The following is a 25,236-nucleotide window of genomic DNA, read 5'->3' on the forward strand; positions in this document are numbered from 1 at the left end:
CATGGGCAGCGACGCACCCGAGGTGACCTTCGTCGGCACCGCGACGACCGTGCTCCGGATCGGTGGGTTCACCCTGCTCACCGATCCGAACTTCCTGCACCGGGGGCAGCGGGCCTACCTCGGTCACGGGCTCTGGTCGAAACGCAGCACCGACCCGGCGCTCACCCTTCCCGAGCTGCCCGCACTGGACGCGGTGGTCCTGTCCCACCTGCACGGCGACCACTTCGACCGGGTCGCCCGCCGGGGTCTCGACCACGCGCTGCCGATCGTCACCACACCCGAGGCGGAACGGAAACTGCGCCGCTGGGGTTTCCACGCGGCGCAGGGGCTGCCCACCTGGCGCTCGTACGAGCTGCACCGGGGCGACGCCACCCTGCGGCTCACCTCGCTGCCCGGCCAGCACGGGCCGGGCGCGCTCGACCGGCTGCTGCCCGACGTGATGGGCACGATGGTCGACCTGGAACGCGGCGGCTCCCGCGAGTTCCGCCTCTATGTCACCGGGGACACGCTGCGCCGTCCGCAGCTCGCGCAGATCCCCCAGCGCTACCCGGACATCGACGCCATGCTGATCCACCTGGGTGGCACCCGGATCGCCGGCATCCTGCTCACCATGGACGCGAAGCAGGGCGCCGACGTGGTGGAGCTGATCCGTCCGAAGCTGACCGTGCCGATCCACTACGACGACTACCCGGTGTTCCGCTCGCCGCTGCGGCACTTCGTCGAGGAGGCCCGCCGGCGCGGCCTGGTCCGCCAGGTCCGCACCGTCATGCGCGGCGAGACCGTGCCGCTCACCACGCCGCCCGCCTGACCACGCCGATCGCCGCCCGTCCGGCGGGACCGGAGGGGCGGCGATCGGCGTACGGGCGGGTCAGTCGCGCTCGGAGAGGTCACGTCACTGGTCATGATCTCGCGTGCGGTCGGCATCGGCGTCACACCTCACCCTCGGGGGGATCGTTGTCCCGTTTCCTGCCCCCGGCCGGCGGAGGCACGGCCGGCACATGGACGGCCACCTGCGGGGAATGCGGCGAGTGGAGGTGATCGACGTGACGTTCGTCCAGGTGATCGAGTACGAGTCGGACCGCCCCGACGAGGTGCGCGAACTCAGTGAGGACTGGGCACGGCACCAGCTGTCGAACGCCCCGGCCCGGATGACGGTGGCGGAGGACCGCGAGCGGCCCGGCCACTTCGTGATGGTGGCCGAGTTCGACAACTACGAACAGGCGATGGCGCACAGCTCCCAGCCGGAGACCGGCGCGTACGCCGACCGGTTGCGCCGGTTGGCCCGGAGCGAACCGCGCTTCGTCAACCTGGAGGTCGCCCACCAGGAGACCTGACCACCGGCGGCGCGCCCGGGCGGCTCACGGCAGCCGCCCGGGCGGCGTTCCGACTAGCTTGGGGGGATGGTCCACGGCGAGCAGTTCCTCAGCACCCGTCCGCAGACCCCCCGTCCGGTGGACGCCGGACCGACCGCGCCACCCGTGGACCCGTGTAGCGGGGGCCACGGCTGGAAAAAGTGACATGGTGCCGAAACGTCTGCTGGATGGCCGCTACCAGTCCGAGGAGCTGCTGGGCAGCGGCGGCATGGGCGAGGTGTGGCGGGGACGCGACCTGCGGCTCGACCGCCCGGTGGCGATCAAGGTGCTCACCGCGGCCGGCCTCGACGAACCGCAGGCCGCCGAACGCTTCGACCGCGAGGCCCGTACGGCGGCCCGGCTGAGCCACCCGCACATCGTCGGGGTGTACGACTTCGGCACCGAGGAGGACGACTCCTACCTGGTCATGGAGCTGGTCGAGGGGCGTACGGTGGCGCAGCTGATCGCCGCCGGTCCGCTCGCCCTCGGTCAGGCGCTGTCGATCGCCGTGCAGGTCAGCGACGGGATCGCCGCCGCGCACGCCGCCGGGGTGGTGCATCGGGACGTCAAGCCCGGCAATCTGATCGTCACCCCGTCCGGCACGGTGAAGATCTGCGACTTCGGCATCGCCCGGCTCCCCCGGACGGCCGGCCAGAACAGCCTCACCGGTCCGGCGACCAAGCTGGGCACCAGCTCGTACATGTCGCCCGAGCAGGCCCTGGGCCGACCGGTCGACCCCCGCACCGACCTGTACGGCCTGGGCTGCACGCTCTACGCGATGCTGGCCGGCACCCCGCCGTTCGCCGGTGACCCGCTGAGCGTGCTGCACCAGCACGTCAACGAACCGCCTCCGCCGCTGCGGGAGCGCCGTCCCGACGTACCGGTGAAGCTGGACACCGTGGTGGCGGAGCTGCTGGCGAAGGACCCGGCGGACCGGCCCACCGACGCCGCCGCGGTCCGGGACCGGCTCGCGGCGCTGCTGCCGGCGGCGGGTTCCCCCGCCGCCCCCGTCCCGGTGGTGCCGCTGCCCGCCTCGGCCGGGAAGCGCCCGCCCGGGCCGGCCCGGCGGCGCGGAGCCCGCCTCGCGCTGGTGGCCGCCGCTCTGCTCGGGGTCGCGCTGCTGGCGCTGGCCACCGTGGCCCTGCTGCACCGCGACACCGGCTCGCCGGTCGCCGCACCCACCGTCGCGCCCACCCCGGTCGCCACCTCGACGGCACCGGCCGCACCGGTGGTGCCGGTCACCGTCGCCCCGCCCACCCCGAAGCCTCGGACGCTCGCCCCCACCACCCGGCCCCCGGCCACCCGGACGACCAGGCCGCCGGCCGCGTCCCGCACGCCGAGGCCCGCCCCACCCGCCGACCCGATCGTGGCGATCCGGCTCTCCATCCAGCGGCAGGTGGCGACGGGCCAGCTCAATCCGGACGCGGCGAAGGACCTGCACACCAAGGTGGACGCCATCGCCAAGGAGATCGCCGAGAACGACCCGGACCAGGCCGAGGCCCAGCTCAAGAAGCTGCGGGACAAGCTCGCCGAGCTGCGGCGGGGCGGCAGGCTGACCGCGGCCGGCTACACCGCGCTGAGCGCCGACGCCGACCGGATCGCCGCCGAGCTGCGCTGAGCCCGGTCAGTGCCAGGTGGCGGCCGCGCGCCGCAGCCGGTCGTTGATCGCCCGACCGACCCCGACGTCGGGCACCGGCTCGGCCACGATCTCGGTCACCCCGGCGGCGTCGAGCCGGTGCAGCGCGTCGAAGAGCCGCGCGGCCGCCGCCGTCAGGTCACCCTCCGGGGACAGCACCTCGACCGCGGCCCACCCGTCCGCCGGGCGGTCCCGGAAGGCGAGGAAGCCACGTCGGCCGCCGTCGCCGGCCGCCGGCCCCGCCGCACCCAGCACCAGAGGGGTACGCGGCGCGTAGTGCGCCGCCAGCGTCCCCGGCGCCACCGGCTGACCCGAACTACCCGCTCGTACGCTCACCGGGCCTACCGCCTCGACCAGCGCCTCCACCGGCAGCGCGCCCAGCCGCAGCACCACCGGTCGGTCGCCGCGCGCGTCCACGATGGTCGACTCGATGCCGCACCGGGTCGGTCCGCCGTCGAGCACCACGTCCACGGCGGCGCCCAGTCCGGCCACCACGTGCTCGGCCCGGGTCGGGCTGAGCTGCCCGAACCGGTTGGCGCTGGGTGCGGCCACCGGCACCCCGGCGGCGGCGATCAGCGCCCGCGCCGACGCCTCGTCCGGCACCCGGACCGCCATGGTGTCCAGCCCGGAGGTGACGATCGGCGGGATGGCCGCCGGCCGGTCCACGATCAGGGTCAGCGGGCCGGGCCAGAAGCGCTCCACCAGCGCCGCCACCGCCGCCGGCACCGGACCGACGAGATCGGTCAGGTCGGCCGCGTCGGCCAGGTGAGTGATCAGCGGGTCGAAGCTGGGCCGCGCCTTCGCCTCGAAGATCCGCGCGGCGGCCCGGGCGTCGAGCGCGTTCGCGCCGAGCCCGTAGACCGTCTCGGTGGGGAAGGCGACCAACCCTCCCGTACGCAGGACGGAGGCGGCTTCGGCGATGCCGCTGTCGGCCGGCAGGACGCGCGGGGATCCGGTGCTCACGCCCCGACGCTAGCCTGCCGCCGACGGGCCGGTGCCACGGGTCGGCGGTACGGCGTGACCGGCGGGGCGGTGGTCGGTTGCGCCCAGCCCGCGCTCCCGTTCCGTGGGGGCGGCAGCGACGCCGCGGCAGGCGGGGGGCCTCCGGCGCCTACGCGCCCGTCGGAACCGGCGCGGTGCCGGAAACCGCCGGCATCGTCGACACCTGGTGGCAGGGAGCAGACTCGCTCGTCGCGATCCACGACGGCGAAGCGGAACTCTTCGGACGCCCCGACTATCGCGAGGCGCGCGTGTACGCCGGCAACATCGCCATGGAGTGGCTCTAGCCGCGCCGGGCGCGTTCTCAGACCGGTCGGACCTCGGCGAGCCGCTTGACCGCGTACCCGTCGTCCCAGCAGACCGCGGCCTCCCAGGCGGCCGACGCCTGCCCGGCGATGTCGTACGCGCCGTCGTCGAGGCCGGCGGCGTTGTCGGGCAGCACCAGGTCGAGGTCGGGGACGTCGACGTGCGCCTCGTCCCAGTCGATCAGCGCGACCCGGTCCGCGGTCATCCGGACGTTGCCGGGGTTGGGATCGCCATGGACGACGCAGGTCGGATGTCCGACCAACCGTGCCCACGCCGCCCGGCACCGGGCGACGCCCTCCGGGGGCATCGCGCCGAGGTCGATCTTGGTGCCGGTCTCGGCGTGCAGGAGGTCGGTCGACGACCGCCAGCCCGGGCGCTGCGGCCAGCCCTGCGTCAGCCGGTGCAACTCGCGCAGGGTGGCGGCCACACGACGCCAGTCGGCCTGCGTCTCGGGCGGTCCACCGTCCAGGTAGGGCATCACCACCAGACCGTCGACGAACAGCCGGCCGTCCCTGGTCGGGATCGGCACCGGCACGGTCAGACCGGCCCGGTCGAGGTGTTGCAGGAGCCCGGTCTCCCAGGCCAGATCGGCGTCGCTCCTGCTGCCGAGACGACCGACCGCGAGGCGCCCGCCGACGCGTACGCTCCACACCTCGTTGGCGACTCCGCCGGTGAGCGGTTCGATGCGAGTGGCGTCCTCACCCCACCGCCCGAGTGTTTCCCACCCCATCGGCCAGATCCTACGGACGTTCACGGCTCTACGACCGGCTGCGTCACTCTCGCTCGCTGAAGGTCCACCATCGTGGGTCGCTCCGCTGGCGTTCTGGCGGCTCGGGCCCCGTGATGTTCTCGGGCGGATACCAGATGCCCCGCCAGACAGGCACCCCGAGCGATCAACCACCGGACACGGTGCCGGGCTGAAACTCGGCCAGATCCGGATCCTCGACGACCTTCGTCATCGGTGGCACATGCGGTCCGTACCGGTGTCTGACTATCTCCAGGCAGTCGTCGAGACCCTGGCCGGTCACACCCACCACAGGCGGCCAGCCGCGCGGGTAGATCGCCGAGAGGTCGAAGTGAAACCAGTACCTGTCCATCATGACGAACCTGAGATAGACCAAGGGAAGTCCTGGTGGAGCCCAGGGGACTCGAACCCCTAACCCCTGCCTTGCAAAGGCAGTGCTCTGCCAGTTGAGCTAGGGCCCCGAGGGCGGACGACTCCGCCGGGTGCTGGCAGCCGGGAGACGGACGCTCAGCGCAGGTCGGGGGCGGTGGTCGCCTCGTGCCACAGAGCGCGCTCGTCGTTCGACGCCTTGACCTTCTTGGCGACGACGGCGGCCACTCCGACGACGCCGGCCAGGATCAGCAGCTTCTTGAACATTGGGGCGACCCCTCGCGCTCGACTATCGTCGGACGATGTGCGGTGGGGCTAGCTGGAATCGAACCAGCGACCTCAGAGTTATCAGCTCTGCGCTCTAACCGACTGAGCTATAGCCCCGCGTAGCGACGAGCAAGGTTAACCCATCGCCGCGTCCGGCCCCAAATCGGGGTGGCCGTGGCGGGGCTCCCGCCCGTACGAGATCGAACCTACCCGGATACGCGACACCGGGGCGACCGCTTTACGCGGTGCCCCGGTGTCGGACGTTGCTCAGTCCCGCTCGGCGAGCGTCAGCTCGATCCCGCCCACCAGGTCGGCGCAGACGTTGTAGACGAAGGCACCGAGGGTGGCGAGCGCGGTGAAGAGCACGACGTTGACCAGGCCGATCAGCGCGGAGCTGAGGATCACGCCCTTGGCGGTGATCCGGAAGCCGTTGGCCCCCTGGCCGCCGCCGGCGCTCACCAGGTCGGTCAGGCTGTCGTTGACGCTCTTGAACACGCCCATCGCGTCCAGCGCGAGGTAGAGCACCGAGGTGGCGACGACCACCACGATGAAGAGCACCACCGAGACGGCGAAGGCGAACTTCATCACGGACCACGGGTCGATCCGCTTGAGGTTCAGCCGGGCCCGGCGCGGCCCGCGGGACGCGGCCGAGCTGACCGAGGTACGCGCGGCGCGTACCGCCTCACCGACGCGGGCGGCGCCGACGGCCGCCGCGCCGCTGATCCCCGGCGGCAGGCCACCGCCGTTCGCGGGACGCCCCGCGGTGGCGGTCGGGCGGCCACCGTCCGGGGACGGCTTCGCGGCGGTCCCCGCACTGGTCACCCGGGGCTGGGTGCCCGTGGTGCCGCTGGCCGGCCGGGCCGCGGCGCTCGGCTTGACCGGCTGGGCGGCAGCCGGCTTCACCGGGGCGGCCAGGCCGTCGGCGGAGGTCGGCGCGTCGACCTTGGTCTTGTCGGACGTCTCGCTCGCCCCCGATTCCTCACCCGGCGTCTCCGGCGGTGGCACCATGCCGGGGGCTCGGGTGAACTTCGGGGCAGGCGCGTCGGCGGGGACCGTGGCCCGGCCCACGGCCGCGCGGCCGGTCGCTGGTGTGCCGCCCTTTGCGGCCTCCTCGTCGACCGGGTTGGCCGAGGTCCCCTTGTTCCCCGACTTCGCCTGTGTCTCCGTCATCAACTAGTCCTGTTCGTCAGGCTCGTCGGCATTGCGAGCAATCGCCACGATAGTCACGCCGTCCGGGAGGTCCATGAGCTTGACCCCCATTGTGTTCCGGTCACGCGTACGGCGTACAGGCTTCACCGGAGTCCGGATGACACCACCGTTACTGGTGATCGCGAACAGCTCGTCGTCCGGATCGATCACCACCGCGCCGACCAGACCACCGCGTCGCTCGGTGATCTTCGCAGTCAGCACGCCCTTACCTCCCCGGCCCTGGACCGGATATTCCTCGATCGGGGTACGTTTCGCGTATCCCCCGTTCGTGGCGACCAGCACGTCCAGGCCCTCCCGGACGACCTCCATGGCCAGCAGCACGTCTTCCTCGCTGAAGCGCATGCCGATCACGCCCGAGGTGGCCCGGCCCATCGGCCGCAGCGCCTCGTCGGAGGCGTTGAAGCGGATCGCCTGGGCGTTCTTGGAGACCAGCAGCAGATCGTCCTCCGGCCCCACGAGGGCAGCACCGACCAGCTCGTCCTCATCGCGCAGGTTGATCGCGATGATTCCGCCGGACCGGTTGGAGTCGAACTCCTCGAGCCGCGTCTTCTTCACCAGGCCGTTCTTCGTGGCCAGTACCAGGTAGGGAGCCACCTGGTAGTTCGGGATTTCGATGATCTGGGCGATCTGCTCGTCTGCTTGGAAGGCGAGCAGGTTGGCCACGTGCTGGCCCTTGGCCACCCTACTGGCCTCGGGAAGCTCGTACGCCTTGGCCCGGTAGACCCGACCCTTGTTCGTGAAGAACAGCATCCAGTCGTGGGTAGAGCATACGAAGAAGTGGCTGACGATGTCGTCCTGCCGGAGCGTCGCCCCGCTGACGCCCTTGCCGCCACGCCGCTGGGAGCGGTAGAGGTCGACCTTGGTGCGCTTGGCGTACCCGGTGCGGGTGATGGTGACGACCACGTCCTCGCGGGCGATCAGGTCCTCCATCGAGACCTCGCCGTCGAACGGGATGATCTTCGTACGCCGCTCGTCGCCCCACTTCGCGACGATCTCGCCGAGCTCCTCGGAGACGATCTTCCGCTGCCGCTCCGGCTTGGCGAGGATGTCCTTCAGGTCGGCGATCTCGATCTCGAGCTTGGTGAGGTCGTCGATGATCCGCTGCCGCTCCAGGGCGGCCAGGCGGCGCAGCTGCATGTCCAGGATGGCGGTCGCCTGGATCTCGTCGATCTCCAGCAGCCGGATCAGGCCCTGTCGGGCGTCGTCCACCGTCGGCGAGCGCCGGATCAGCGCGATGACCTCGTCCAGGGCGTCCAGCGCCTTGGCCAGACCGCGCAGGATGTGGGCCCGCTCCTCGGCCTTGCGGAGCCGGAACGCGGTCCGCCGGCGGATCACGTCGATCTGGTGGTCGACGTAGTAGCGGATGAACTGGGCCAGGTTGAGCGTGCGCGGCACGCCGTCGACCAGGGCCAGCATGTTGGCGCCGAAGGTCTCCTGGAGCTGGGTGTGCTTGTAGAGGTTGTTCAGCACCACCTTGGCGACCGCGTCGCGCTTGAGCACGAGCACGATCCGCATGCCGGTACGCCCGGAGGACTCGTCCCGGATGTCGGCGATGCCGGCGAGCTTGCCCTCCTTGATCAGCTCGGCGATCCGCTCCGCGAGGTTGTCCGGGTTGACCTGGTAGGGCAGCTCGCTGACCACCAGCGCCGGGCGACCCCGCTTGTCCTCCTCGACCTCCACCACGGCGCGCATCCGGATCGACCCGCGCCCGGTCCGGTACGCGTCCTGGATGGCCGACTGGCCGACGATCAGGCCGTGGGTCGGGAAGTCCGGACCCTTGACGATCTCCAGCAGCGCCTCGAGGGTGGTCGCCTCGTCGACGTCCGGGTTCTCCAGGCACCACTGCACCGCGGCGCCGATCTCGCGCAGGTTGTGCGGCGGGATCTTGGTGGCCATGCCGACCGCGATGCCCTCGGAGCCGTTGACCAGCAGGTTCGGGATCCGGGACGGCAGGATGGTGGGCTCCTTGGCCCGGCCGTCGTAGTTGTCCTGGAGGTCGACGGTGTCCTCGTCGATGTCCCGCAGCATCTCCATGGCGAGCGGGTCGAGCTTGCACTCGGTGTACCGCATGGCGGCGGCGGGGTCGTTACCGGGTGAGCCGAAGTTGCCGTTGCCGTCGACCAGCGGGTAGCGCAGCGACCAGGGCTGCGCCATCCGGACCAGCGCGTCATAGATGGCCGAGTCGCCGTGCGGGTGGAACTGACCCATCACGTCGCCGACGACCCGGGAACACTTCACATAGCCGCGGTCCGGCCGGTAGCCGGAGTCGAACATCGCGTAGAGGATCTTGCGGTGGACCGGCTTGAGCCCGTCCCGGACGTCCGGCAGCGCCCGCCCGACGATGACGCTCATCGCGTAGTCGAGGTAGGAGCGCTGCATCTCCACCTCGAGGCCGACCGGTTCGATCCGGTCGTGCTGGACGACGGCGGCGATTGTCTCCGGGTTCTCCGGCTCGGTCGGGGTGGACTCGGGAGTATCGGTCACTGTTAACCCTTATCAGACTCAGAGTCGTGTTCGTGCTGTGGATAACGGCTGTGGAAAGCGGCGGAGCTGTGGATAACCCTGTGGACCGCCGGGCCGGCCGGTGGATCGACCGCCGGCCCGGGCGGTCCGTCAGATGTCCAGGAAGCGCACGTCCTTGGCGTTGCGCTGGATGAACGAGCGGCGCGCCTCGACGTCCTCACCCATCAGCACGCTGAACAGCTCGTCCGCGGTCGCCGCGTCGTCGAGCGTCACCTGGCGCAGCGTCCGCGTCGCCGGGTTCATCGTGGTCTCCCACAGCTCCGGATAGTTCATCTCGCCGAGACCCTTGAACCGCTGGATGTCGTCGGGCCGGGCGTTCGGCTTCTTCTGCTGGCGCAGCGCGATCAGCCCGTCCCGTTCCCGGTCCGAGTACGCGTACTGGGCGTCGTCGCCCTTCTTGTTCCACTTGATCTTGTAGAGCGGCGGGGCGGCAAGGTAGACGTGACCCAGCTCGACCAGCGGGCGCATGAAGCGGAACAGCAGGGTGAGCAGGAGCGTCTGGATGTGCTGGCCGTCGACGTCGGCGTCGGCCATCAGCACCACCTTGTGGTACCGCAGCTTCTCCATGTCGAAGTCGTCGTGGATGCCGGTGCCCAGCGCGGTGATCAGCGCCTGGACCTCGTTGTTCTTCAGCACCCGGTCGATCCGGGCCTTCTCCACGTTGAGGATCTTGCCCCGGATCGGCAGGATCGCCTGGGTCCGCGGGTCGCGCCCCTGCTTCGCCGAGCCGCCCGCCGAGTCACCCTCGACGATGAAGACCTCGGACTCGCGCGGGTCGGTGGACTGGCAGTCGGCCAGCTTGCCCGGCATCGAACCCGACTCCAGCAGCGACTTGCGCCGGGCCAGCTTCCGCGCCTGCTGCGCGGCGATCCGCGCCCGGGCGGCCTGGGACGCCTTCGTGATGATCATCTTGGCTTCGGCCGGGTTACGGTCGAACCAGTCGACCAGCCGGTCGTTGCAGACCCGCTGCACGAAGCTCTTCACCGGGGTGTTGCCCAGCTTGGTCTTCGTCTGGCCCTCGAACTGCGGGTTGGTCAGCTTGACCGAGATGATCGCGGCCAGACCCTCGCGGATGTCCTCGCCGGAGAGCTTCTCGTCGCCCTTGAGCAGCTTCTTCTCCGCGCCGTAGCGGTTGACGACGCTGGTCAGCGCGGAGCGGAAACCCTCCTCGTGGGTGCCGCCCTCATGCGTGTTGATGTTGTTCGCGAAGGTGTAGACCGACTCGCCGTACGACTCGTTCCACTGCATGGCGATCTCGAGCGACATGCCCTCCTCCTCGGAACCGAACTCGACCACCGTCTTGTGGATCGGGTTCTTCGAGGCGTTGAGGTGCCGGACGAAGTCGGCGATGCCGCCCTCGTAGTGGAAGGTGACCTCGCGGAGCTTGCCCTCCTCACCCTCCGGCACCCGCTCGTCGAGCAGGTGGATGGTGAGACCGCGGGTCAGGAAGGCCATCTCCTGGAGCCGGCGGTAGATCGTCTGGAAGTCGAACTCGACGGTCTCGAAGACGTCCGGGTCGGGCCAGAAGGAGACGGCCGAACCGGTCCCGTCCGTCGGCTCGCCCTTCTCCAGCGGGGTGGGCTTGGAGTGGTGGTACTGCTGCCGCCAGTAGAAGCCGGACTTCTGGATCTCCACGGCCATCTTGGTGGAGAGGGCGTTCACCACGGAGACGCCGACGCCGTGCAGACCGCCGGAGACCGCGTACGCCTTGCCGTCGAACTTGCCGCCCGCGTGCAGCACGGTCAGCGCGACCTCGACACCCGGCTTCTTGAGCTTGGGGTGGAGGTCGACCGGGAAGCCACGGCCGTTGTCGGTGACCCGGACGCCGCCGTCGGCCAGCAGCACCACGTCGATGGTGTCGCAGTGGCCGGCCATCGCCTCGTCCACCGCGTTGTCCACGACCTCCCACACGAGGTGGTGGAGGCCGCGCTCACCGGTGGACCCGATGTACATACCGGGCCGCTTCCGGACGGCCTCCAGCCCCTCGAGAACGGTGATCGACTCGGCGCCGTACTCCTGCTTGTCCTGCGCTGCCACCCTCGGCCACTTTCTCGCGCCCGTCCGCGCCGGGGCGCGGGGGGCGCGGGTTCGGCGGACAGGACGCGACGTCGGCGCACGGACCGGCCCGGAACTCCAGGTCACGGATCGCGTACGCCGGTCGCCGCGGTTGCCCGCGGATCGCGATCGGCGGGACCTGACCCGGGACAATGATCAAGGGCCCTGGGGGGCCCGTGTCCGTCGCTCCGCGTCTGGTCTTCGTCTCGCGTCCAATCTTACTGTGCGCACACGACAGAACCGCCACTCGGCACCCCTGCAGGGCGGCTGAGAACTCCGTAGCGGCCCGAACCGCGCTGTCCGCAACTCCCCCTACACGGCATGCCCTGATCACCGGGCGCTGCCGGCCACCGGATCGGTACCCGTGCGTGACCGGCCGGGGGTCGCGGTGCGGGCGGGTGTGCCGTACCTTTGCGGCGCCCACCGCCGCCGGTCTTGATCTTTCCCGGGTCGAACCGGGACGATCGACCCGATCGGTCCGACAACGTGTTGTAAGAGGTGACGCCAGATGGGGCTGGACAATGTGGCGGTGCACTGGCCGCGTACCGGCCGCTTCTACGACCCGGTCGCACCGGCCGAGTTCGTGGACTTCGGCGAGATCGTCGACATGCCGCGGATCTCCGCGCCCACGGCGGCGCTCGCCGAGCTGATCGCCAAGACCGGTACGGTGCGGGCCACCGCCTACACCGAACTGGTCGACCTGATCCTCGGACTGGAAAATGTGCTCTACGCCACTGAAGCGGCGGCCGAGGACGAGGACCCGGTGATCGACCCCGACGGCTGCTCCTGGATCGCCGGCGGGGTGGAGAAGTTCGTCGTCCAGCACCGGCCGTTCGGCGAGGCGGTGACCTTCGAGTCCGTCAGCGAGGTGCTGCGCTCGCTGCTGGCCGACGGGCGCCTGGCCGAGCAGCAGCTGCGCTGGCTGAACAGCCGGCTCGACGGTCTCCGGGACGAGAACGGCGACCCGCCGCAGTGGAACTTCACCTGTGCCGAGCTGAGCGTGCTCGCCGCCTTCTACCGGCGCTGCGCCGAGCGGGGCTTCGCCGTCTACGCCGACGCCTGAGGCGGTCCGGCCGCCCTCCACCGGGGGGTGGCCGGGTCAGCCGTAGGTGTCGCGGGGGCCACGGCCCCGCACCCGGCGCGGGCCGCGTGACCAGGACGGCGCGGCCGGGCCGTGGATGTGCAGCTTGCGGACCACGTTGTGGCCGACCTCGCTGGCGATCTGCTTCAGCAGCGAGCCGGCCAGCAACCGCAGCTGCGTCGCCCACGCGGTGGAGCGGGCCTCCACCGTCAGCTCGCCGTTCTCCAGCTTCACCGGGCGGCTGTTCTGGGCCACCTCCGCCCCGACCACCCGCTCCCAGGCACCGAAGACCGTCGCCTCGGCCGCCGGCTGCTGCCAGCCCCGCGCCTTCACCAGCCGCTCCAGCACCGCCCCGAGCAGCTGCGGATCGCGCGGGTCCGGGCCCGCGCCGGAATAGCCGCGCAGCCGCCGCTCGCCGCCCTCGTTCCCGACCGCGCTGCGCCGACGGGTCTGGGCCGCCGCCTGCCGCCGGGCCTTCGCCGCGTCCAGCACCGCCCGGGCCAGCTCCGGCCCGGCCGCGCCCGCCGCGGCGTCGCCACCCGCCGCAGGCCCGGCCGCTCCTGCCGCGTCCGCCCCCGCGCCGGGCGAGCGCCGGCCGCCGGCCCGTTCCGCGCCGCCGCCCGTTCCGGCAGCGGGGGTACGCTCACCGCGCCCCGGCCCCAGCCGGGCCGGTGGGAGCAGGGGTTCATCCGACACGGCGTACCGTCCCCTCGGCCACGGCGTACCGGGTGCCGCGCAGGGCCGCCGGCACGTCGTCGTCCACCGCACAGGTCACCAACAGTTGGCTCGCCCCGCCGACCAGCCCCGCCAGCCGCTCCCGGCGACCCGCGTCCAGCTCGGCGAAGACGTCGTCGAGGACCAGCACCGGCTCGATCCCGTCCGCGCGCAGCAGGTCGTACGCGGCCAGCCGCAGGGCCAGCGCGTAGGACCAGGACTCGCCGTGGCTCGCGTACCCCTTGGCGGGCAGCGGGCCCAGGGTGAGCGCCAGGTCGTCCCGGTGCGGACCGACCAGGGTGGTGCCGCGTTCGATCTCCGCCGACCGGGACTCGGCCAGCGCGGCGGTCAACGCCTCGGCCAGCGCGGCCCGGTCCACCGTCGGGTCGGGCAGCTCCACCGACGGCCGGTACGCGATCCCCGCCGCGCCCTTCCCCGCCGCCACCGCGTCGTACGCCTTGGCGACGTGCGGGGTCAGTGCGGCGACCAGCTCCAGTCGCCCGGCGAGCAGCTCGGCACCGTGCTGCGCGAGGTGGGTGTCCCAGACGGCGAGGGTGGAGAGGTCCCCGCCGCGCGACCCACCCGTCTTGCGGGCCAGGTACGCCGTCCGCAGCAGGGCGTTGCGCTGCTTGATCACCCGCTCGTAGTCGGCGCGCACCCCGGCGTACCGGGGCTGGCGGGTGACCAGCAGGTCGTCCAGGTAGCGGCGGCGCTCGGCCGGGTCGCCGCGCACCAGCTCCAGGTCCTCCGGGGCGAAGAGCACCAGCCGCAGCGCGCCGAGCACGTCCCGGGCCCGACGCGCCGGTGAGCGTCCCAGCCGGGCCCGGTTGGCCTTGCCGGGGACGATCTCCAGCTCGATCAGCAGTTCCCGCCCGTCGTGCACCACCGCGCAGCGGATCACCGCCGAGGAGGCACCCATCCGGACGAGCGGGGCGTCCGTGGCGACCCGGTGCGAATCCAGGGTCGCCACGTAGCCCAACGCCTCGACCAGGTTGGTCTTGCCGACGCCGTTGGCGCCGATGAGCACGTTCGGACCCGGCTCAAGGTCGACGCCGACCCGCTCGTAGGAGCGGAAGTCGACCAGTTCGAGCCGGCGGACGTACACAGGTTGTGGATACCGCTCAGCGCTTGTGGACGGCGTGGCCGCCGAACTGCTGGCGCAGCGCGGCGACGGCCTTCATCGCGGGCGACTCGTCCTGCCGCGAGGCGAACCGGGCGAAGAGGGAGGCGGTGATGACGTTCAGCGGTACGGCCAGCCGGACCGCCTCGTCGACCGTCCAGCGACCCTCGCCGGTGTCCTCGGTGTAGCTGCTCAGCTCGGCCAGCTCCGGGTCCTCGTCGAGCGCCCGGTCCAGCAGGTCGAGCAGCCAGGAACGGACCACGGTGCCCTCGCGCCACGACTTGAAGACGCCCGGCACGTTCGTCACCAGCTCGGACTTCGACAGCAGCTCGTAGCCCTCGGCGTAGGCGTGCATCAGGCCGTACTCGATGCCGTTGTGCACCATCTTGGCGTAGTGGCCGGCGCCGACCGGGCCGGCGTGCACGAAGCCGAACTCACCCTCGGGCTTGAGCGCCTCGAAAATCGGCATCAGCCGCTCGACGTGCTCCTGGGCACCGCCGACCATCAGGGCGTAGCCGTTCTGCTTGCCCCAGACGCCACCGGAGACACCGGCGTCGAGATAGCCGATGCCCTGCTCGTTCAGCCGCTCCGCACGCGGGGCGTCGTCGCTGAACCGCGAGTTGCCGCCGTCGACGATGATGTCGCCCTCGCCGAGCACACCGGCCAGCTCGTCGATGGTGGCGTCGGTGACCCCGGCCGGGACCATCACCCACACCGCCCGCGGCGCCTCGAGCTTCTCGGCCAGCTCGGCCAGGCTCGCGACGTCGCTCAGCTCCGGATTGCGGTCGAAGCCGACCACCTCGTGCCCGGCGGCGCGCAACCGTTCGCGCATGTTGCCGCCCATCCGGCCGAGTCCTACCAGGCCGAGCTGCATCTGCTCCTACCTCCGTGCGTCGGTCTTCAGGGGTGCGATCAGCGGGAGACGCGGATCGGCATGATGAGGTATCGGTACCCCGGGATGACCTCGCCATCCTCACCGGCCGGGGAAATCACCGCCGGCTTGAAGGCGTCGACGAACGCCAGCTGGGCGTACTGGGCGCCCAGGTTGTTCAGGCCGTCGATGAGGTACTGCGGATTGAAGCCGATGGTCAGCGGGTCCCCCGTGAAGGTCGCCTCCATCGCCTCGCTGGCCCGCGCCTCCTCGGTGCCCCCGGCCTCGACGACCAGACCGTCCGCGCTGAAGCTCAACAGCACCGGGGTGGTCCGCTCGGCCACCAGCGCGACCCGCTTGACCACCTCGATCAGCGTGCTGACCGGGACCCGCGCCTCCGCGTTGTGGGTGGCCGGGAAGAGCGACCGCACCGGCGGGTAGTTGGCGCCGTCGAGCAGCCGGCTGGTGGTCCGCCGGGTGCCGCCGGCGAAGCCGATCATGCCCTCGCCGGCACCGCCCTGGGAGAGCGCCATGGTGACGTGACCACCGAGCGGGCCGAGCGCCTTCGCGGTGTCGTTCAGGGTGCGGGCCGGCACCAGGGCGTTGATGCTCACGTCGGCGTCGTCCGGCCGCCACTCCATCTCGCGCAGCGCGAGGCGGTAGCGGTCGGTGGCGAGCATGGCCAGCGTGGTGCCGGAGAGCTCGATCCGGACGCCGGTCATCATCGGCAGGGTCTCGTCCCGGCCGGCGGCCACCGCGACCTGGGCGACGGCGGCGGCGAAGGCGGCCGCGTCGACGGTGCCGGCGCTCTCCGGCATCTCCGGGAGGGCGGGGTAGTCCTCGACCGGCATGGTGGGCAGGGTGAACCGGGCGCTGCCGCAGACCAGTTCGAGGTGGGCGCCGACGGCGGCGATGTCCACCGGCTTGGCCGGCAGGGCCTTGGTGATCTCGGCGAGCAGGCGGCCGGAGACCAGGGCGGCGCCGTCGGCGTCACCCTGCACCTCGACGGTGACCTGGCTGGAGACCTCGTAGTCGAAGCCGGAGACCTGGAGGTTGCCGTCGGTGACCCGGAGCATCACCCCGGCGAGCACCGGTACGGAAGGTCGGTTGGGCAGGCTCTTGGCGGTCCACGCGACCGCCTCGGCGAGCGCGTCGCGCTCCACTCGGAACTTCATCAATGCCTCCGCGTCGACGTCAGCGACAACTCTCTCATGCCGACCGCTGCCCACCGTCCCGCCCGACCGTGCGGGTACCCATCGCACCTTAGGGCGCGAGGGCATCGGCTGTGCGTCCGGCCCCGTGGATCCAGGTGCCGGGCCACTGCCGACGGCAGTGCTCCGGCCCGATCCACAGGAAGTCCAACGGTGATGATTGGTTTTTGATTCTTTAGAAGAGATAACTCATCGTCTTCATCGCACCTGTGCAAACTGTGGAGAACCCACGTCTGCCCAGGTCAGACAGGTTATCCACCGGTGGTTTGGCTGTGGAGAACCAGGGGTACAACTCGTGCCCCGATCCACAGGCGCCGTCGGTCCCCAGGTTGTCCACGGTTGTCCACCGGTTGTCCACCGGTAATCCACCGGGTTTCTCCCCAGTGCTGTGGACGGACGCGACGGCACCGACCGACGTCATCCCCAGAACCTTCAACAGGTCGCCCACAGGTGCACCGTCTCCGGTGGACAACCCGGCGGTCATCCCCAGGCGTCCACAGGCTCGTCCCCAGGACTTGTCCACAGTCTGTGGGTAACCGCCCCTGTGCAGAGCGTGGTTGTCCACCGGTTGTGGAACAGGGGATGTGGACAACCGGGCGGTCCTGTGGACGAACATGACACCGATCGTGGGGCCTCGACCCGGTCGAGGGTCAACTCCGGCCGACCCGAGGGCACCAAAAAGCCCGGCCGAAAGTTCCCGACCGGGCGTGGCGCAGGACGCCGACGTGTCGTACGCCTCAGGTGTTCTGCTTGATCCGGTTCGTCAGCTCGGCGATCTGGTTGTAGAGCGAGCGCCGCTCCGCCATCTGCTGCCGGATCTTCCGGTCCGCGTGCATCACGGTGGTGTGGTCCCGGCCGCCGAAGGCCTGCCCGATCCGGGGCAGTGACAACTCGGTCAGCTCCCGGCACAGGTACATGGCCACCTGGCGGGCGTTGACCAGCACCCGCGACCGCGACTGGCCGCGCAGGTCCTCCAGGCTCACCCCGAAGTAGTCGGCGGTCGAGGCCATGATCTGGTCGGCGTTGATCTCCGGGCCGCCGCCGTCGGGCATGAAGTCCCGGAGCACCTCCTCGGCCAGCGACAGCTCGACGCTCGACCGGGTGAGGCTGGCGAACGCGGTGACCCGGATCAGCGCCCCCTCCAGCTCGCGGATCGAGTTCGACACCCGGGAGGCGATGAACTCCAGCACGTCCGGCGGGGCGTACATCCGCTCCTGCGCCGCCTTCTTCTGCAGGATCGCGATCCGGGTCTCCAGGTCCGGCGGCTGGATGTCGGCCAGCAGCCCCCACTCGAACCGGGTCCGCATCCGGTCCTCCAGGGTGGCCAGCTGCCGGGGCGACCGGTCGGAGGTGATCACGATCTGCTTGTTGGCGTTGTGCAGGGTGTTGAAGGTGTGGAAGAACTCCTCCTGGGTGCGCTCGCGGTTCTCCAGGAACTGGATGTCGTCGATCAGCAGGATGTCGACGTCGCGGTAGCGCCGCTGGAACGCACTGGTCTTGTCGTCCCGGAGCGAGTTGATGAAGTCGTTGGTGAACTCCTCGGTCGAGACGTACCGGACCGAGCGGGCGTTGCCGAGCGTCGTGGCGTAGTGCCCGATGGCGTGCAGCAGGTGGGTCTTGCCCAGCCCCGAGTGCCCGTAGATGAACAACGGGTTGTACGCCTTCGCCGGCGACTCGGCCACCGCGACGCTCGCCGCGTGGGCGAACCGGTTGGACGAGCCGATAACGAACGTCTCGAACATGTACTTGGGGTTGAGCCGGTTCCCGCCGCTCTCCGTACCCCCGGGGAGCCGTCGGTCGTCCCGGCCGCCCGGCCGGTGGTCCGAGCCGCTGCGGCCCGGACCGCTGTCGGTGCCGCCGTCCCGGGGCAGGCCGCGCAGCGGCTGCTGGTTGCGCGGACCGGGGTCCTCCCGGTAGCGCGGCTCGTAGCCACGGGAGTCGGCCGCCGGGGCCTGCTCGACCCGGGCCCGCTCGTCGAAGCCGCGGCGCTCGGGCGGCGCCGGCTGCCGGGCGCCCCGCGCCGGCTCCGCGAAGGCGGTGCCGAAGAGGGTCTCCTGCCCGTCGCGGCTGGTCGGGATCAGGTGGGGCCGGCCGCCGTCCGACGCCGCGCGCTGGCGGGGCGTCGTCTCCTCGGGCGTCGGCTCGCCGCGCTCCTCCGGGTAGCCCGACTCGGTCGGGTAGCCCGACTCCTCGGGATAGCTCTGCTCGACCGGGAAGCGCCGGTCGGCGAAGTCGGGGCGCGCGGGCGGCCCGGGCTGGTCGAAACCGGTGAGCAGGTCCGGCGGGCCGTCCAGGTCGACGGGCGCGGACTCGGGGGCGCTGCGGTAGACGGTGCCGGCGGGCCGGCCCGTGGGGTCCTCGGCCACCCGGACGGTGACGGCGACCTGGATGGCCCGGCCGAACCGACGGCTGAGCGCCTCGGTGATCGCGGGCCGCAGCCGCGACTCGATCACGTCCCGGGTGAACGCGTCCGGGACGGAGAGCAGCGCGGTGTCCTCCACGATCGCGCGCAGCCGGGTCAACCGCAGGTACGCCCGCTGCTGCGCGGAGATGATCTCGTCGGCGAGTTCGTCTGTGGTCGCCGTCCACACCGCGGCAAGGTCGGTCGCTCCGGTCACCGTCGTGCCACCCCCTCGCCTCTGCTCCGACCGCCGCTGCTGCCCACCGGCCGTCCTGGCCCGTCCACCGCGTCCGCGCGGGATGTACGTCACACCCACCCGGACGGCTGACCGGTCGTCATCCACAAGTTATCCACAGCCTGTGTACCGACCGATTGTGGCCGCCCACCGGACGCGGGTCGGACCTGCCCCCCTGATTCACGAGAGGCGCTGAAGCGGGTTCACCGTGCCGAACGATTCACTACCTTGTCCGGTCTTGCCTGTCAGCGACAACCCGGAGTACCGACGCTGACCGCAATCGGGCACGCTAACAGCGCGGACCCCACGCCATCAACCGTCGACGCGGTGGTGGCCTTGTCAACATCAGTGAAAACCGCCCCTTCGGTCGCACTCCGCCGCTGGCGAGAGGCCCGGGTGTGATGTTTGACGGTCATTGCCCCCCTGCGTAGGCTGGAGCGGCTGCTCTCTCGCCCTCTGCTAGGGTGATGGGTGCCTGCTGTCCGTGGTTGTCTCCTCGCGCCGTCGAGGTTCCGCACCGCCCGGGCAGCACCGATCGGGGCCACCGCAGAGGTGGCCTGGACCACCACACGACCCCGGCGATCCCGTCGCGCGGGGCGCGTACGAAAACGGAGAGCCTGACGTGAGCAAGCGCACCTACCAGCCGAACAACCGCCGGCGCGCGAAGACCCACGGCTTCCGGCTGCGCATGCGCACCCGTGCCGGCCGCGCCATCCTGTCGACCCGTCGCGCCAAGGGCCGCGCCCGCCTGTCGGCCTGAGGCCGACCGGTCCGGTCCGGGGACGTGGGCAGTCGTGCTGGCCGCCGCACAGCGACTGCGGCGCAGTAACGACTTCGCCGCAGCGGTCCGCGGTGGGCGACGCGTCGGCCGAGGTGCCGTCGTGGTCCACCTGACGCTGCCCCAACCGACGACCGGAGCTGTAGCGACAACCTCGCCGGAGCCGGCGCGGAACATCGGTGCGGAGACATCCGCCCCGACCCGCGCCGGCTTCGTCGTGTCCAAGGCCGTCGGCAACGCGGTGGTCCGGAACACGGTCCGCCGTCGACTGCGGCATCTGGTCCGCGAGCGGCTCAGCGAGCTGCCCGACGGCAGCACCCTGGTCGTACGCGCGCTGCCGCCCGCCGCCGAGGCGTCGTACGCCCGGCTCGGGGCCGACCTGGACGCCGCTCTCGCCGCCGCGCGGACGGCCCGGGGCCGGCGGTCGCGGTGAGCAGCGGAACCGGCGCGCCCCGCCCCACCTCTACCGGTGCCCGGGTGCTGATCGCCCCTGTCATCGCGTACCGTCGTTGGATAAGCCCGGCACTGCCGGCCCGCTGTCGGTTCTACCCGTCGTGCAGTGCCTACGCCGTCGAGGCGCTGTCGCGGCACGGCGCGCTCCGGGGAGCCTGGCTGACGGTCCGACGGCTGTCGCGCTGCCACCCCTTTCACCCAGGTGGACACGACCCGGTGCCGGAGCCGGGCGGTCACCGCCGTGCCGATGTGACTGGAGTCTGAGAATTGAGTCTCGACTGGATCTACTACGCGATCTCGTGGATCCTGCTGACCTGGCACTCGGCCTGGGACGCCATCGGGGTGCCGGTGACCGCGGTGATCGGGACGAACTGGTCCTGGATCCTGGCGATCGTCTTCCTGGTGGTGACGGTCCGGGTGATCCTCTTCCCGGTCTTCGTCAAGCAGATCAAGTCGCAGCGGGCCATGCAGGCGCTCCAGCCGAAGGTCAAGGAGCTCCAGGAGAAGCACAAGGGTGACCGGGAGACGCTCCAGAAGGAGATGATGGAGCTCTACCGGAAGGAAAAGGCCAACCCGCTGATGGGCTGCCTTCCGATGTTCCTCCAGATCCCGGTCTTCCTCGGCCTCTTCCACACGCTGCGGCGGCTCGACCCCGGCAAGACCCAGAAGACCCTCTACGGCTGGACCGTGGAGCAGTTCGACAGTGCCGCGAACGCCAAGCTCTTCAGCGCCCCGATCGCCGGCAAGTTCGGCTCCACCGCGGACGAGCTGTCCCGGCTGGGCGCCAGCGGGCACACCGTCAAGATCGTCGCCGGCATCCTGGTCGCGATCATGATCGCCACGACCTACCTGACCAGCCGCCAGATGATCCTCAAGACCGGCTGGGCGGAGGACCCGCAGCAGCGGATGGTCCAGCGCCTGATGCTCTACGGCATCCCGGTCTCGCTGCTGGTCTCCGGCTCGATCTTCCCGATCGGCGTGATCATCTACTGGGTCACCAACAACCTCTTCACCCTCGGCCAGCAGCAGTGGGTGCTGCGGAAGTTTCCGCCGCCGGCGACCGCCAAGACCGGTGCCGCGGCCCGTACCGCCCAGCCCGCCAGGACCGGTGGTCTGCTCGGCCGTAAGCCCGCCGCGCAGGCGCCCGCCGCCACGCCGGCGGCCCCGAAGGTGGCCGGTCCGAAGCCGGGCGCGAAGCCGATGAACCCGAAGAAGAGCCGGCCCGCCAAGCGGCAGGGCTGACCCCGCGGGCCGCCGTCGATCCCGGCGGCGGCCCGGCTCCGGTACCGCGCAGCCACCGTACGGTCGGCGCCGGGCCGGAACCGCCGCGCGCAGCGCGGTCACGGGCGAGACTGGCCCGTACAGACGTGCCCGTGGGCACCGGCGAGAGCCCCCGCCGGCCCCGGGAGACCAGCGGACCCGACGGTCCGGACGAGCGAGTACGGAGAAGAGACCGTGACCGACACCAGCATTCCCAGCGCCGAGCAGTCCCTGGACGAGGAGACCGCGCCGGCCGCCGTGACCGAGGACGCCGACGAGACGGAGGCGGAGGCCGGCACCCGGGAGAAGAAGGCCCCGGCCGAGAGCGACCTGTTCCGGCAGAGCGAGATCGCCGCCGACTACGTCGAGGGCCTGCTCGACATCCTCGACTACGACGGCGACATCGACGAGCTGGTGGCCGGTGGCCGTCCGGTCGTCGAGGTGGTCGGCTCCGGCCTGCAGAACCTGGTCGGGCAGCGCGGCGCCACCCTGGAGGCGCTCCAGGAGCTGGCCCGGCTCGCCGTGTTCCGCCAGACCGGTTCCCCCAGCCGCCTGCTGCTCGACGTCGGTGGCTACCGGGCCAACCGCCGCAAGGAACTCGCCGCGGTCGCCAAGAACGCCGTCGAGAAGGTCACGGAGTACGGCGAGCCCGTGCGCCTGGAGCCGATGTCCGCGTTCGAGCGCAAGTGCGTCCACGACGTCGTCAACGCGATGAGCGGCGTGGAGAGCGAGTCCGAGGGCGTCGAGCCCAACCGACGCATCGTCGTCCGGCCGGCGGACTGATCGAGTGACCCACGACGACAGCACGGCGGGTGCCGTGTCCGGCCCGGGTGGCACGCCGCCCGGGCCGTCGCCTGTCCGCCCCGAGCGCGGCGATGCGGCCACCCCACTCTTCTCCGAGGACACGGACCACACCCCGACCTCACCGTCGGCCACGTCGGCCACCACCCCGGACGCCCCCTTCTCGGGTACGACGTCGGACGAGTCCGTCCCGGCCGCGCCGACGGGATCCGTCGAGGCGTCGTTCTCCTCGCCCCAGCCCGACGCCGCGCACCGGGCCGCCCCGACCGGTGCGGTCGGCCCGGCCTTCGCCGACGCCTCGCAGCACGCTGCCGAAGCGACTCCGGCGGGTGCAGCCGACCCGGCTTTCGTTGACGCGCCGGTCGGTGAGGGACGGTCTTCACGGCCGGCCCCCACGGCCGCGAGCGCCGGCCGTGAACCGGAGAGTGCGGCTGAGCCGTCGACCGGGGAGGTGCCGGCCGGGGAGGTGACCGCTGCGGTCCCGGCCGCGTCGGAGGTGACGTTGCCGCCGGAGTTGGCGGAGGCCGCCCGTACCCTCTTCGGCGACCGGATCGACCTGGCCGCCGCGTACGCGGAACTTCTTGCCACGGACGGTGTGGTCCGCGGTCTCATCGGCCCCCGCGAAGCGCCCAGGATCTGGGAGCGGCACCTGCTCAACTGCGCCGCGCTGGCCGAGCGGATCCCCGAGGGCGCCACCGTGCTGGATGTGGGCTCGGGCGCCGGGCTGCCCGGTCTGGTGCTGGCGATCGCCCGGCCCGACCTGACCGTCACCCTGATCGAACCGCTGTCCCGGCGTACCTCCTTCCTGGTGGAGGCGGTGCAGGAACTCGGCCTCGCGAAGATGGTGCGGGTGTTCCGGGGGCGCGCCGAGGAAGCGGCAACCGGCTCCCGGGAACGGGCCGCGCTGGTCGGGGACGTGGTGACCGCTCGCGCGGTCGCGCCGCTGGACCGGCTCGCCACCTGGTGTCTGCCCTTGGTCGTGCCGAACGGTCGGCTGCTCGCGTTGAAGGGTGCGTCCGCCGCCGAGGAAGCGGCCGAGCACGCCGAGGCGGTGACCCGGCTCGGCGGGAGCGAGCCGCAGGTGCACCAGTGTGGCGTCGGAGTGATCGAGCCCCCCGCCACCGTCATCGAGGTGGTCCGGGAGCGCATGGTCGGCCCGGCACGGAAGAAGACCGCGCCGAAGCGGTCGCGTGGCGGCCGTAAGCGCGGTGACCGGGGTCGGTAACGCTGATCCCGTGACGCCTTTCCGGCCGCCCCTTCGGTCGTTGAAAAGGGTGCGAGGTGGCCGACGGATCAGAACCCGACGTGGACCCGCTACGCCTGTCCGCCGTAGGCTGACCGCGCGTCGAAAGTGTGGAACGGCGGTGCCGGTGGCACCCGGCCCGACCGTTCCCGGGCGGGCCGTACGCCGTGCGAGACGAGCACGGGTGCGGCCGATTGACGGGGTGCGGACCGACCATCCGGAGCGGGCAGGGATGACAGGTGCATGACGACGGTAGGTACGACGATCCACGGGTGACCGGAGCGGGAGGACGATCCTCTGGCGACCCGGTTTCACGTGAAACCGAGCGCTGGCCGGTGAACGGGGACTCCAGCGACCCGTCCGTACGCCCCGAGAACTGCGACCCGGTCGTCCGGCGGGACACGCCGGTGGTGGGCGGTGTCCGACCCACCTCGTCGGTCCCGGCGAACCTCCCGCCGACGCGGGAGGCGCAGGAGCCGACCGGTCGACCGGCCAACGCCGCCGCCCCCCGACCGCTCCCCGTACGCGGCAACGCCGCGGCGGCTGCCCGCTACGAGCCGCCCACCGGCGGAATGGGCGCGGCGGTGCCGCAGCAGCCGTCGCCGCGTGCGGTGCCGGACGCCACCCCGGTCCCGGCGCTTCCCTCCGACACGCCATCCGTCGCCGGCTACGGCGCCGAACCCGATGCCAGCACGTACGTTTCACGTGAAACCCCGACGCGCGAAGAGGATGACCCACCGTTGGCTATGGAGGCGATGCGCGCCGTGCAGATCCTTAATCCGAGTGGCGAAGTGACCATGCCTCGCCCGGAGCGGACGCGGGTCATGTGCGTCGCGAACCAGAAGGGCGGCGTGGGGAAGACCACGACCACCGTGAACCTGGCGGTGGCCCTGGCCCTGCACGGCAACCGGGTGCTCGTGGTGGACCTGGACCCGCAGGGCAATGCCTCCACCGGGCTCAACGTCCCGCACCACACCGGCGTCCCGGACGTCTACGACTGCCTGATCGACAGCGTGCCGCTGGCGGAGGTGGCGCAGGCCGTCGAGGGCATCCCGAACCTGTGGTGCGTACCGGCCACCATCGACCTGGCCGGCGCGGAGATCGAACTCGTCTCCGTGGTGGCGCGGGAGTCCCGGCTCGCCCGGGCCATCGCCGCCTACCCCGGCCACTTCGACTACGTCTTCATCGACTGCCCGCCGTCGCTCGGTCTGCTGACCGTCAACGCGCTCGTGGCGGCACAGGAGGTGCTGATCCCGATCCAGTGCGAGTACTACGCGCTGGAAGGGCTCAACCAGCTGATCAACAACATCAACCTGGTACGGCAGCACCTGAACCCGCAGCTCGAGGTCTCCACCATCCTGCTCACCATGTACGACCGCCGTACCCGGCTGGCCGACGCGGTCGAGCAGGACGTCCGTAACCACTTCGGTGACAAGGTGCTCCAAGCCGTCATCCCCCGGAACGTGCGGGTCTCCGAGGCACCCAGCTACGGGCAGTCCGTGATGACCTACGATCCCGGATCGCGGGGGGCGACGAGTTACTTCGAGGCCGCCCAGGAGATTGCGGAGCGCGGCGTCAAGGAGCCGGTGAGCCGGAATGCGTAGTGC

24 protein-coding genes and 2 tRNA genes are annotated in these 25,236 nt (G+C 71.4%); 12 read left to right on the top strand and 14 right to left on the bottom strand.

What is annotated here, in order from left to right:
* Position 1 precedes the first annotated feature (1 nt).
* From ABUL08_RS23625 to ABUL08_RS23635, 3 genes are all read left to right on the top strand, one after another.
* Positions 2–808 (top strand): MBL fold metallo-hydrolase, encoded by an 807-nt coding sequence (locus ABUL08_RS23625; RefSeq protein ID WP_350932154.1) that lies wholly within the window; start codon positions 2–4, stop codon positions 806–808.
* 235 nt (positions 809–1,043) lie between these two features.
* On the top strand, positions 1,044–1,334 hold the full coding sequence (locus ABUL08_RS23630; RefSeq protein ID WP_350932155.1) for a hypothetical protein: 291 nt from the start codon (positions 1,044–1,046) through the stop codon (positions 1,332–1,334).
* A 187-nt stretch (positions 1,335–1,521) separates the two neighbouring features.
* On the top strand, positions 1,522–2,970 hold the full coding sequence (locus tag ABUL08_RS23635) for a serine/threonine-protein kinase (RefSeq protein ID WP_350932156.1): 1,449 nt from the start codon (positions 1,522–1,524) through the stop codon (positions 2,968–2,970).
* A 6-nt stretch (positions 2,971–2,976) separates the two neighbouring features.
* Here the strand turns inward: ABUL08_RS23635 and ABUL08_RS23640 are convergent, their stop codons facing one another.
* On the bottom strand, positions 2,977–3,927 hold the full coding sequence (locus ABUL08_RS23640; protein ID WP_350938806.1) for an L-threonylcarbamoyladenylate synthase: 951 nt from the start codon (positions 3,925–3,927) through the stop codon (positions 2,977–2,979).
* A 197-nt stretch (positions 3,928–4,124) separates the two neighbouring features.
* Here ABUL08_RS23640 and ABUL08_RS23645 point away from each other — a divergent pair, with 197 nt between their 5' ends.
* On the top strand, positions 4,125–4,274 hold the full coding sequence (locus ABUL08_RS23645; protein ID WP_350932157.1) for a hypothetical protein: 150 nt from the start codon (positions 4,125–4,127) through the stop codon (positions 4,272–4,274).
* A 17-nt stretch (positions 4,275–4,291) separates the two neighbouring features.
* Here ABUL08_RS23645 and ABUL08_RS23650 read toward each other — a convergent pair whose 3' ends face one another.
* The 8 genes from ABUL08_RS23650 to gyrB form a co-directional block, all read right to left on the bottom strand.
* The gene (locus tag ABUL08_RS23650) at positions 4,292–5,023 is read right to left on the bottom strand and encodes a phosphotransferase enzyme family protein (RefSeq protein WP_350932158.1); all 732 of its coding nucleotides are present in this window, start codon (positions 5,021–5,023) and stop codon (positions 4,292–4,294) included.
* Between the two features lie 163 nt (positions 5,024–5,186).
* Positions 5,187–5,390 carry a hypothetical protein gene (locus ABUL08_RS23655; RefSeq protein WP_350932159.1) on the bottom strand — a complete coding sequence of 68 codons (204 nt, stop codon included), beginning with the start codon at positions 5,388–5,390 and terminating at the stop codon, positions 5,187–5,189.
* Between the two features lie 33 nt (positions 5,391–5,423).
* A tRNA-Ala gene (locus ABUL08_RS23660) sits at positions 5,424–5,499 on the bottom strand.
* Positions 5,500–5,545: 46 nt separating this feature from the next.
* Positions 5,546–5,674, bottom strand: coding sequence for a DLW-39 family protein (locus ABUL08_RS23665; protein WP_231928447.1), 129 nt, complete (start codon positions 5,672–5,674; stop codon positions 5,546–5,548).
* Positions 5,675–5,717: 43 nt separating this feature from the next.
* Positions 5,718–5,791: transfer RNA gene (locus ABUL08_RS23670), tRNA-Ile, on the bottom strand.
* Between the two features lie 150 nt (positions 5,792–5,941).
* Entirely contained in the window at positions 5,942–6,844 is a 903-nt protein-coding gene (locus ABUL08_RS23675; protein WP_350932160.1) for a DUF3566 domain-containing protein, read from the bottom strand.
* A gap of 3 nt (positions 6,845–6,847) precedes the next feature.
* Positions 6,848–9,367, bottom strand: a complete 2,520-nt coding sequence (gene gyrA / locus ABUL08_RS23680) for a DNA gyrase subunit A (RefSeq protein WP_350932161.1) — start codon at positions 9,365–9,367, stop codon at positions 6,848–6,850.
* A 129-nt stretch (positions 9,368–9,496) separates the two neighbouring features.
* Positions 9,497–11,443 carry a DNA topoisomerase (ATP-hydrolyzing) subunit B gene (gene gyrB, locus ABUL08_RS23685; RefSeq protein ID WP_350932162.1) on the bottom strand — a complete coding sequence of 649 codons (1,947 nt, stop codon included), beginning with the start codon at positions 11,441–11,443 and terminating at the stop codon, positions 9,497–9,499.
* Between the two features lie 526 nt (positions 11,444–11,969).
* Between gyrB and ABUL08_RS23690 the strand changes: the two genes are divergently transcribed.
* Positions 11,970–12,524, top strand: a complete 555-nt coding sequence (locus ABUL08_RS23690) for a hypothetical protein (RefSeq protein ID WP_350932163.1) — start codon at positions 11,970–11,972, stop codon at positions 12,522–12,524.
* Between the two features lie 36 nt (positions 12,525–12,560).
* Here the strand turns inward: ABUL08_RS23690 and ABUL08_RS23695 are convergent, their stop codons facing one another.
* The 5 genes from ABUL08_RS23695 to dnaA all read right to left on the bottom strand — a co-directional run bounded on the left by ABUL08_RS23695 (position 12,561) and on the right by dnaA (position 19,076).
* A complete protein-coding gene (locus ABUL08_RS23695; protein WP_377522573.1) occupies positions 12,561–13,205 on the bottom strand; it encodes a DUF721 domain-containing protein in 645 nt (214 codons plus the stop codon).
* 22 nt (positions 13,206–13,227) lie between these two features.
* Positions 13,228–14,361, bottom strand: coding sequence for a DNA replication/repair protein RecF (gene recF / locus ABUL08_RS23700; RefSeq protein ID WP_350932166.1), 1,134 nt, complete (start codon positions 14,359–14,361; stop codon positions 13,228–13,230).
* 16 nt (positions 14,362–14,377) lie between these two features.
* The gene (gene gnd, locus ABUL08_RS23705) at positions 14,378–15,250 is read right to left on the bottom strand and encodes a phosphogluconate dehydrogenase (NAD(+)-dependent, decarboxylating) (RefSeq protein ID WP_350932167.1); all 873 of its coding nucleotides are present in this window, start codon (positions 15,248–15,250) and stop codon (positions 14,378–14,380) included.
* A 38-nt stretch (positions 15,251–15,288) separates the two neighbouring features.
* Entirely contained in the window at positions 15,289–16,422 is a 1,134-nt protein-coding gene (gene dnaN / locus ABUL08_RS23710; RefSeq protein ID WP_350932168.1) for a DNA polymerase III subunit beta, read from the bottom strand.
* Positions 16,423–17,195: 773 nt separating this feature from the next.
* Entirely contained in the window at positions 17,196–19,076 is a 1,881-nt protein-coding gene (gene dnaA / locus ABUL08_RS23715) for a chromosomal replication initiator protein DnaA (RefSeq protein WP_350932169.1), read from the bottom strand.
* A 640-nt stretch (positions 19,077–19,716) separates the two neighbouring features.
* Between dnaA and rpmH the strand changes: the two genes are divergently transcribed.
* From rpmH to ABUL08_RS23750, 7 genes are all read left to right on the top strand, one after another.
* Positions 19,717–19,854: a 50S ribosomal protein L34 gene (rpmH, locus tag ABUL08_RS23720; RefSeq protein ID WP_007073824.1), complete on the top strand. Its 138-nt coding sequence runs from the start codon at positions 19,717–19,719 to the stop codon at positions 19,852–19,854.
* Between the two features lie 34 nt (positions 19,855–19,888).
* On the top strand, positions 19,889–20,305 hold the full coding sequence (gene rnpA / locus ABUL08_RS23725; protein WP_350932171.1) for a ribonuclease P protein component: 417 nt from the start codon (positions 19,889–19,891) through the stop codon (positions 20,303–20,305).
* Between the two features lie 44 nt (positions 20,306–20,349).
* Positions 20,350–20,589 (top strand): membrane protein insertion efficiency factor YidD, encoded by a 240-nt coding sequence (gene yidD / locus ABUL08_RS23730; RefSeq protein WP_350932172.1) that lies wholly within the window; start codon positions 20,350–20,352, stop codon positions 20,587–20,589.
* Positions 20,590–20,592: 3 nt separating this feature from the next.
* The gene (gene yidC / locus ABUL08_RS23735; protein WP_350932173.1) at positions 20,593–21,567 is read left to right on the top strand and encodes a membrane protein insertase YidC; all 975 of its coding nucleotides are present in this window, start codon (positions 20,593–20,595) and stop codon (positions 21,565–21,567) included.
* Between the two features lie 213 nt (positions 21,568–21,780).
* The gene (locus tag ABUL08_RS23740) at positions 21,781–22,368 is read left to right on the top strand and encodes a Jag family protein (RefSeq protein ID WP_350932174.1); all 588 of its coding nucleotides are present in this window, start codon (positions 21,781–21,783) and stop codon (positions 22,366–22,368) included.
* 484 nt (positions 22,369–22,852) lie between these two features.
* Positions 22,853–23,611 carry a 16S rRNA (guanine(527)-N(7))-methyltransferase RsmG gene (rsmG, locus tag ABUL08_RS23745; RefSeq protein ID WP_350932175.1) on the top strand — a complete coding sequence of 253 codons (759 nt, stop codon included), beginning with the start codon at positions 22,853–22,855 and terminating at the stop codon, positions 23,609–23,611.
* A gap of 257 nt (positions 23,612–23,868) precedes the next feature.
* Positions 23,869–25,233 carry a ParA family protein gene (locus ABUL08_RS23750; RefSeq protein ID WP_350932176.1) on the top strand — a complete coding sequence of 455 codons (1,365 nt, stop codon included), beginning with the start codon at positions 23,869–23,871 and terminating at the stop codon, positions 25,231–25,233.
* The last annotated feature ends 3 nt before the right edge of the window (positions 25,234–25,236 follow it).

It is taken from the genome of Micromonospora sp. CCTCC AA 2012012, from assembly GCF_040499845.1.
GTDB lineage: Bacteria > Actinomycetota > Actinomycetes > Mycobacteriales > Micromonosporaceae > Micromonospora > Micromonospora mangrovi.

Coding starts and splice junctions, on each gene's coding strand:
- ABUL08_RS23625 (WP_350932154.1), top strand. CDS start 2: ATGGGCAGCGACGCACCCGAGGTGACCTTCGTCGGCACCGCGACGACC.
- ABUL08_RS23650 (WP_350932158.1), bottom strand. CDS start 5,023: ATGGGGTGGGAAACACTCGGGCGGTGGGGTGAGGACGCCACTCGCATC.
- ABUL08_RS23655 (WP_350932159.1), bottom strand. CDS start 5,390: ATGGACAGGTACTGGTTTCACTTCGACCTCTCGGCGATCTACCCGCGC.
- ABUL08_RS23665 (WP_231928447.1), bottom strand. CDS start 5,674: ATGTTCAAGAAGCTGCTGATCCTGGCCGGCGTCGTCGGAGTGGCCGCC.
- ABUL08_RS23675 (WP_350932160.1), bottom strand. CDS start 6,844: ATGACGGAGACACAGGCGAAGTCGGGGAACAAGGGGACCTCGGCCAAC.
- ABUL08_RS23690 (WP_350932163.1), top strand. CDS start 11,970: ATGGGGCTGGACAATGTGGCGGTGCACTGGCCGCGTACCGGCCGCTTC.
- gnd (WP_350932167.1), bottom strand. CDS start 15,250: ATGCAGCTCGGCCTGGTAGGACTCGGCCGGATGGGCGGCAACATGCGC.
- dnaN (WP_350932168.1), bottom strand. CDS start 16,422: ATGAAGTTCCGAGTGGAGCGCGACGCGCTCGCCGAGGCGGTCGCGTGG.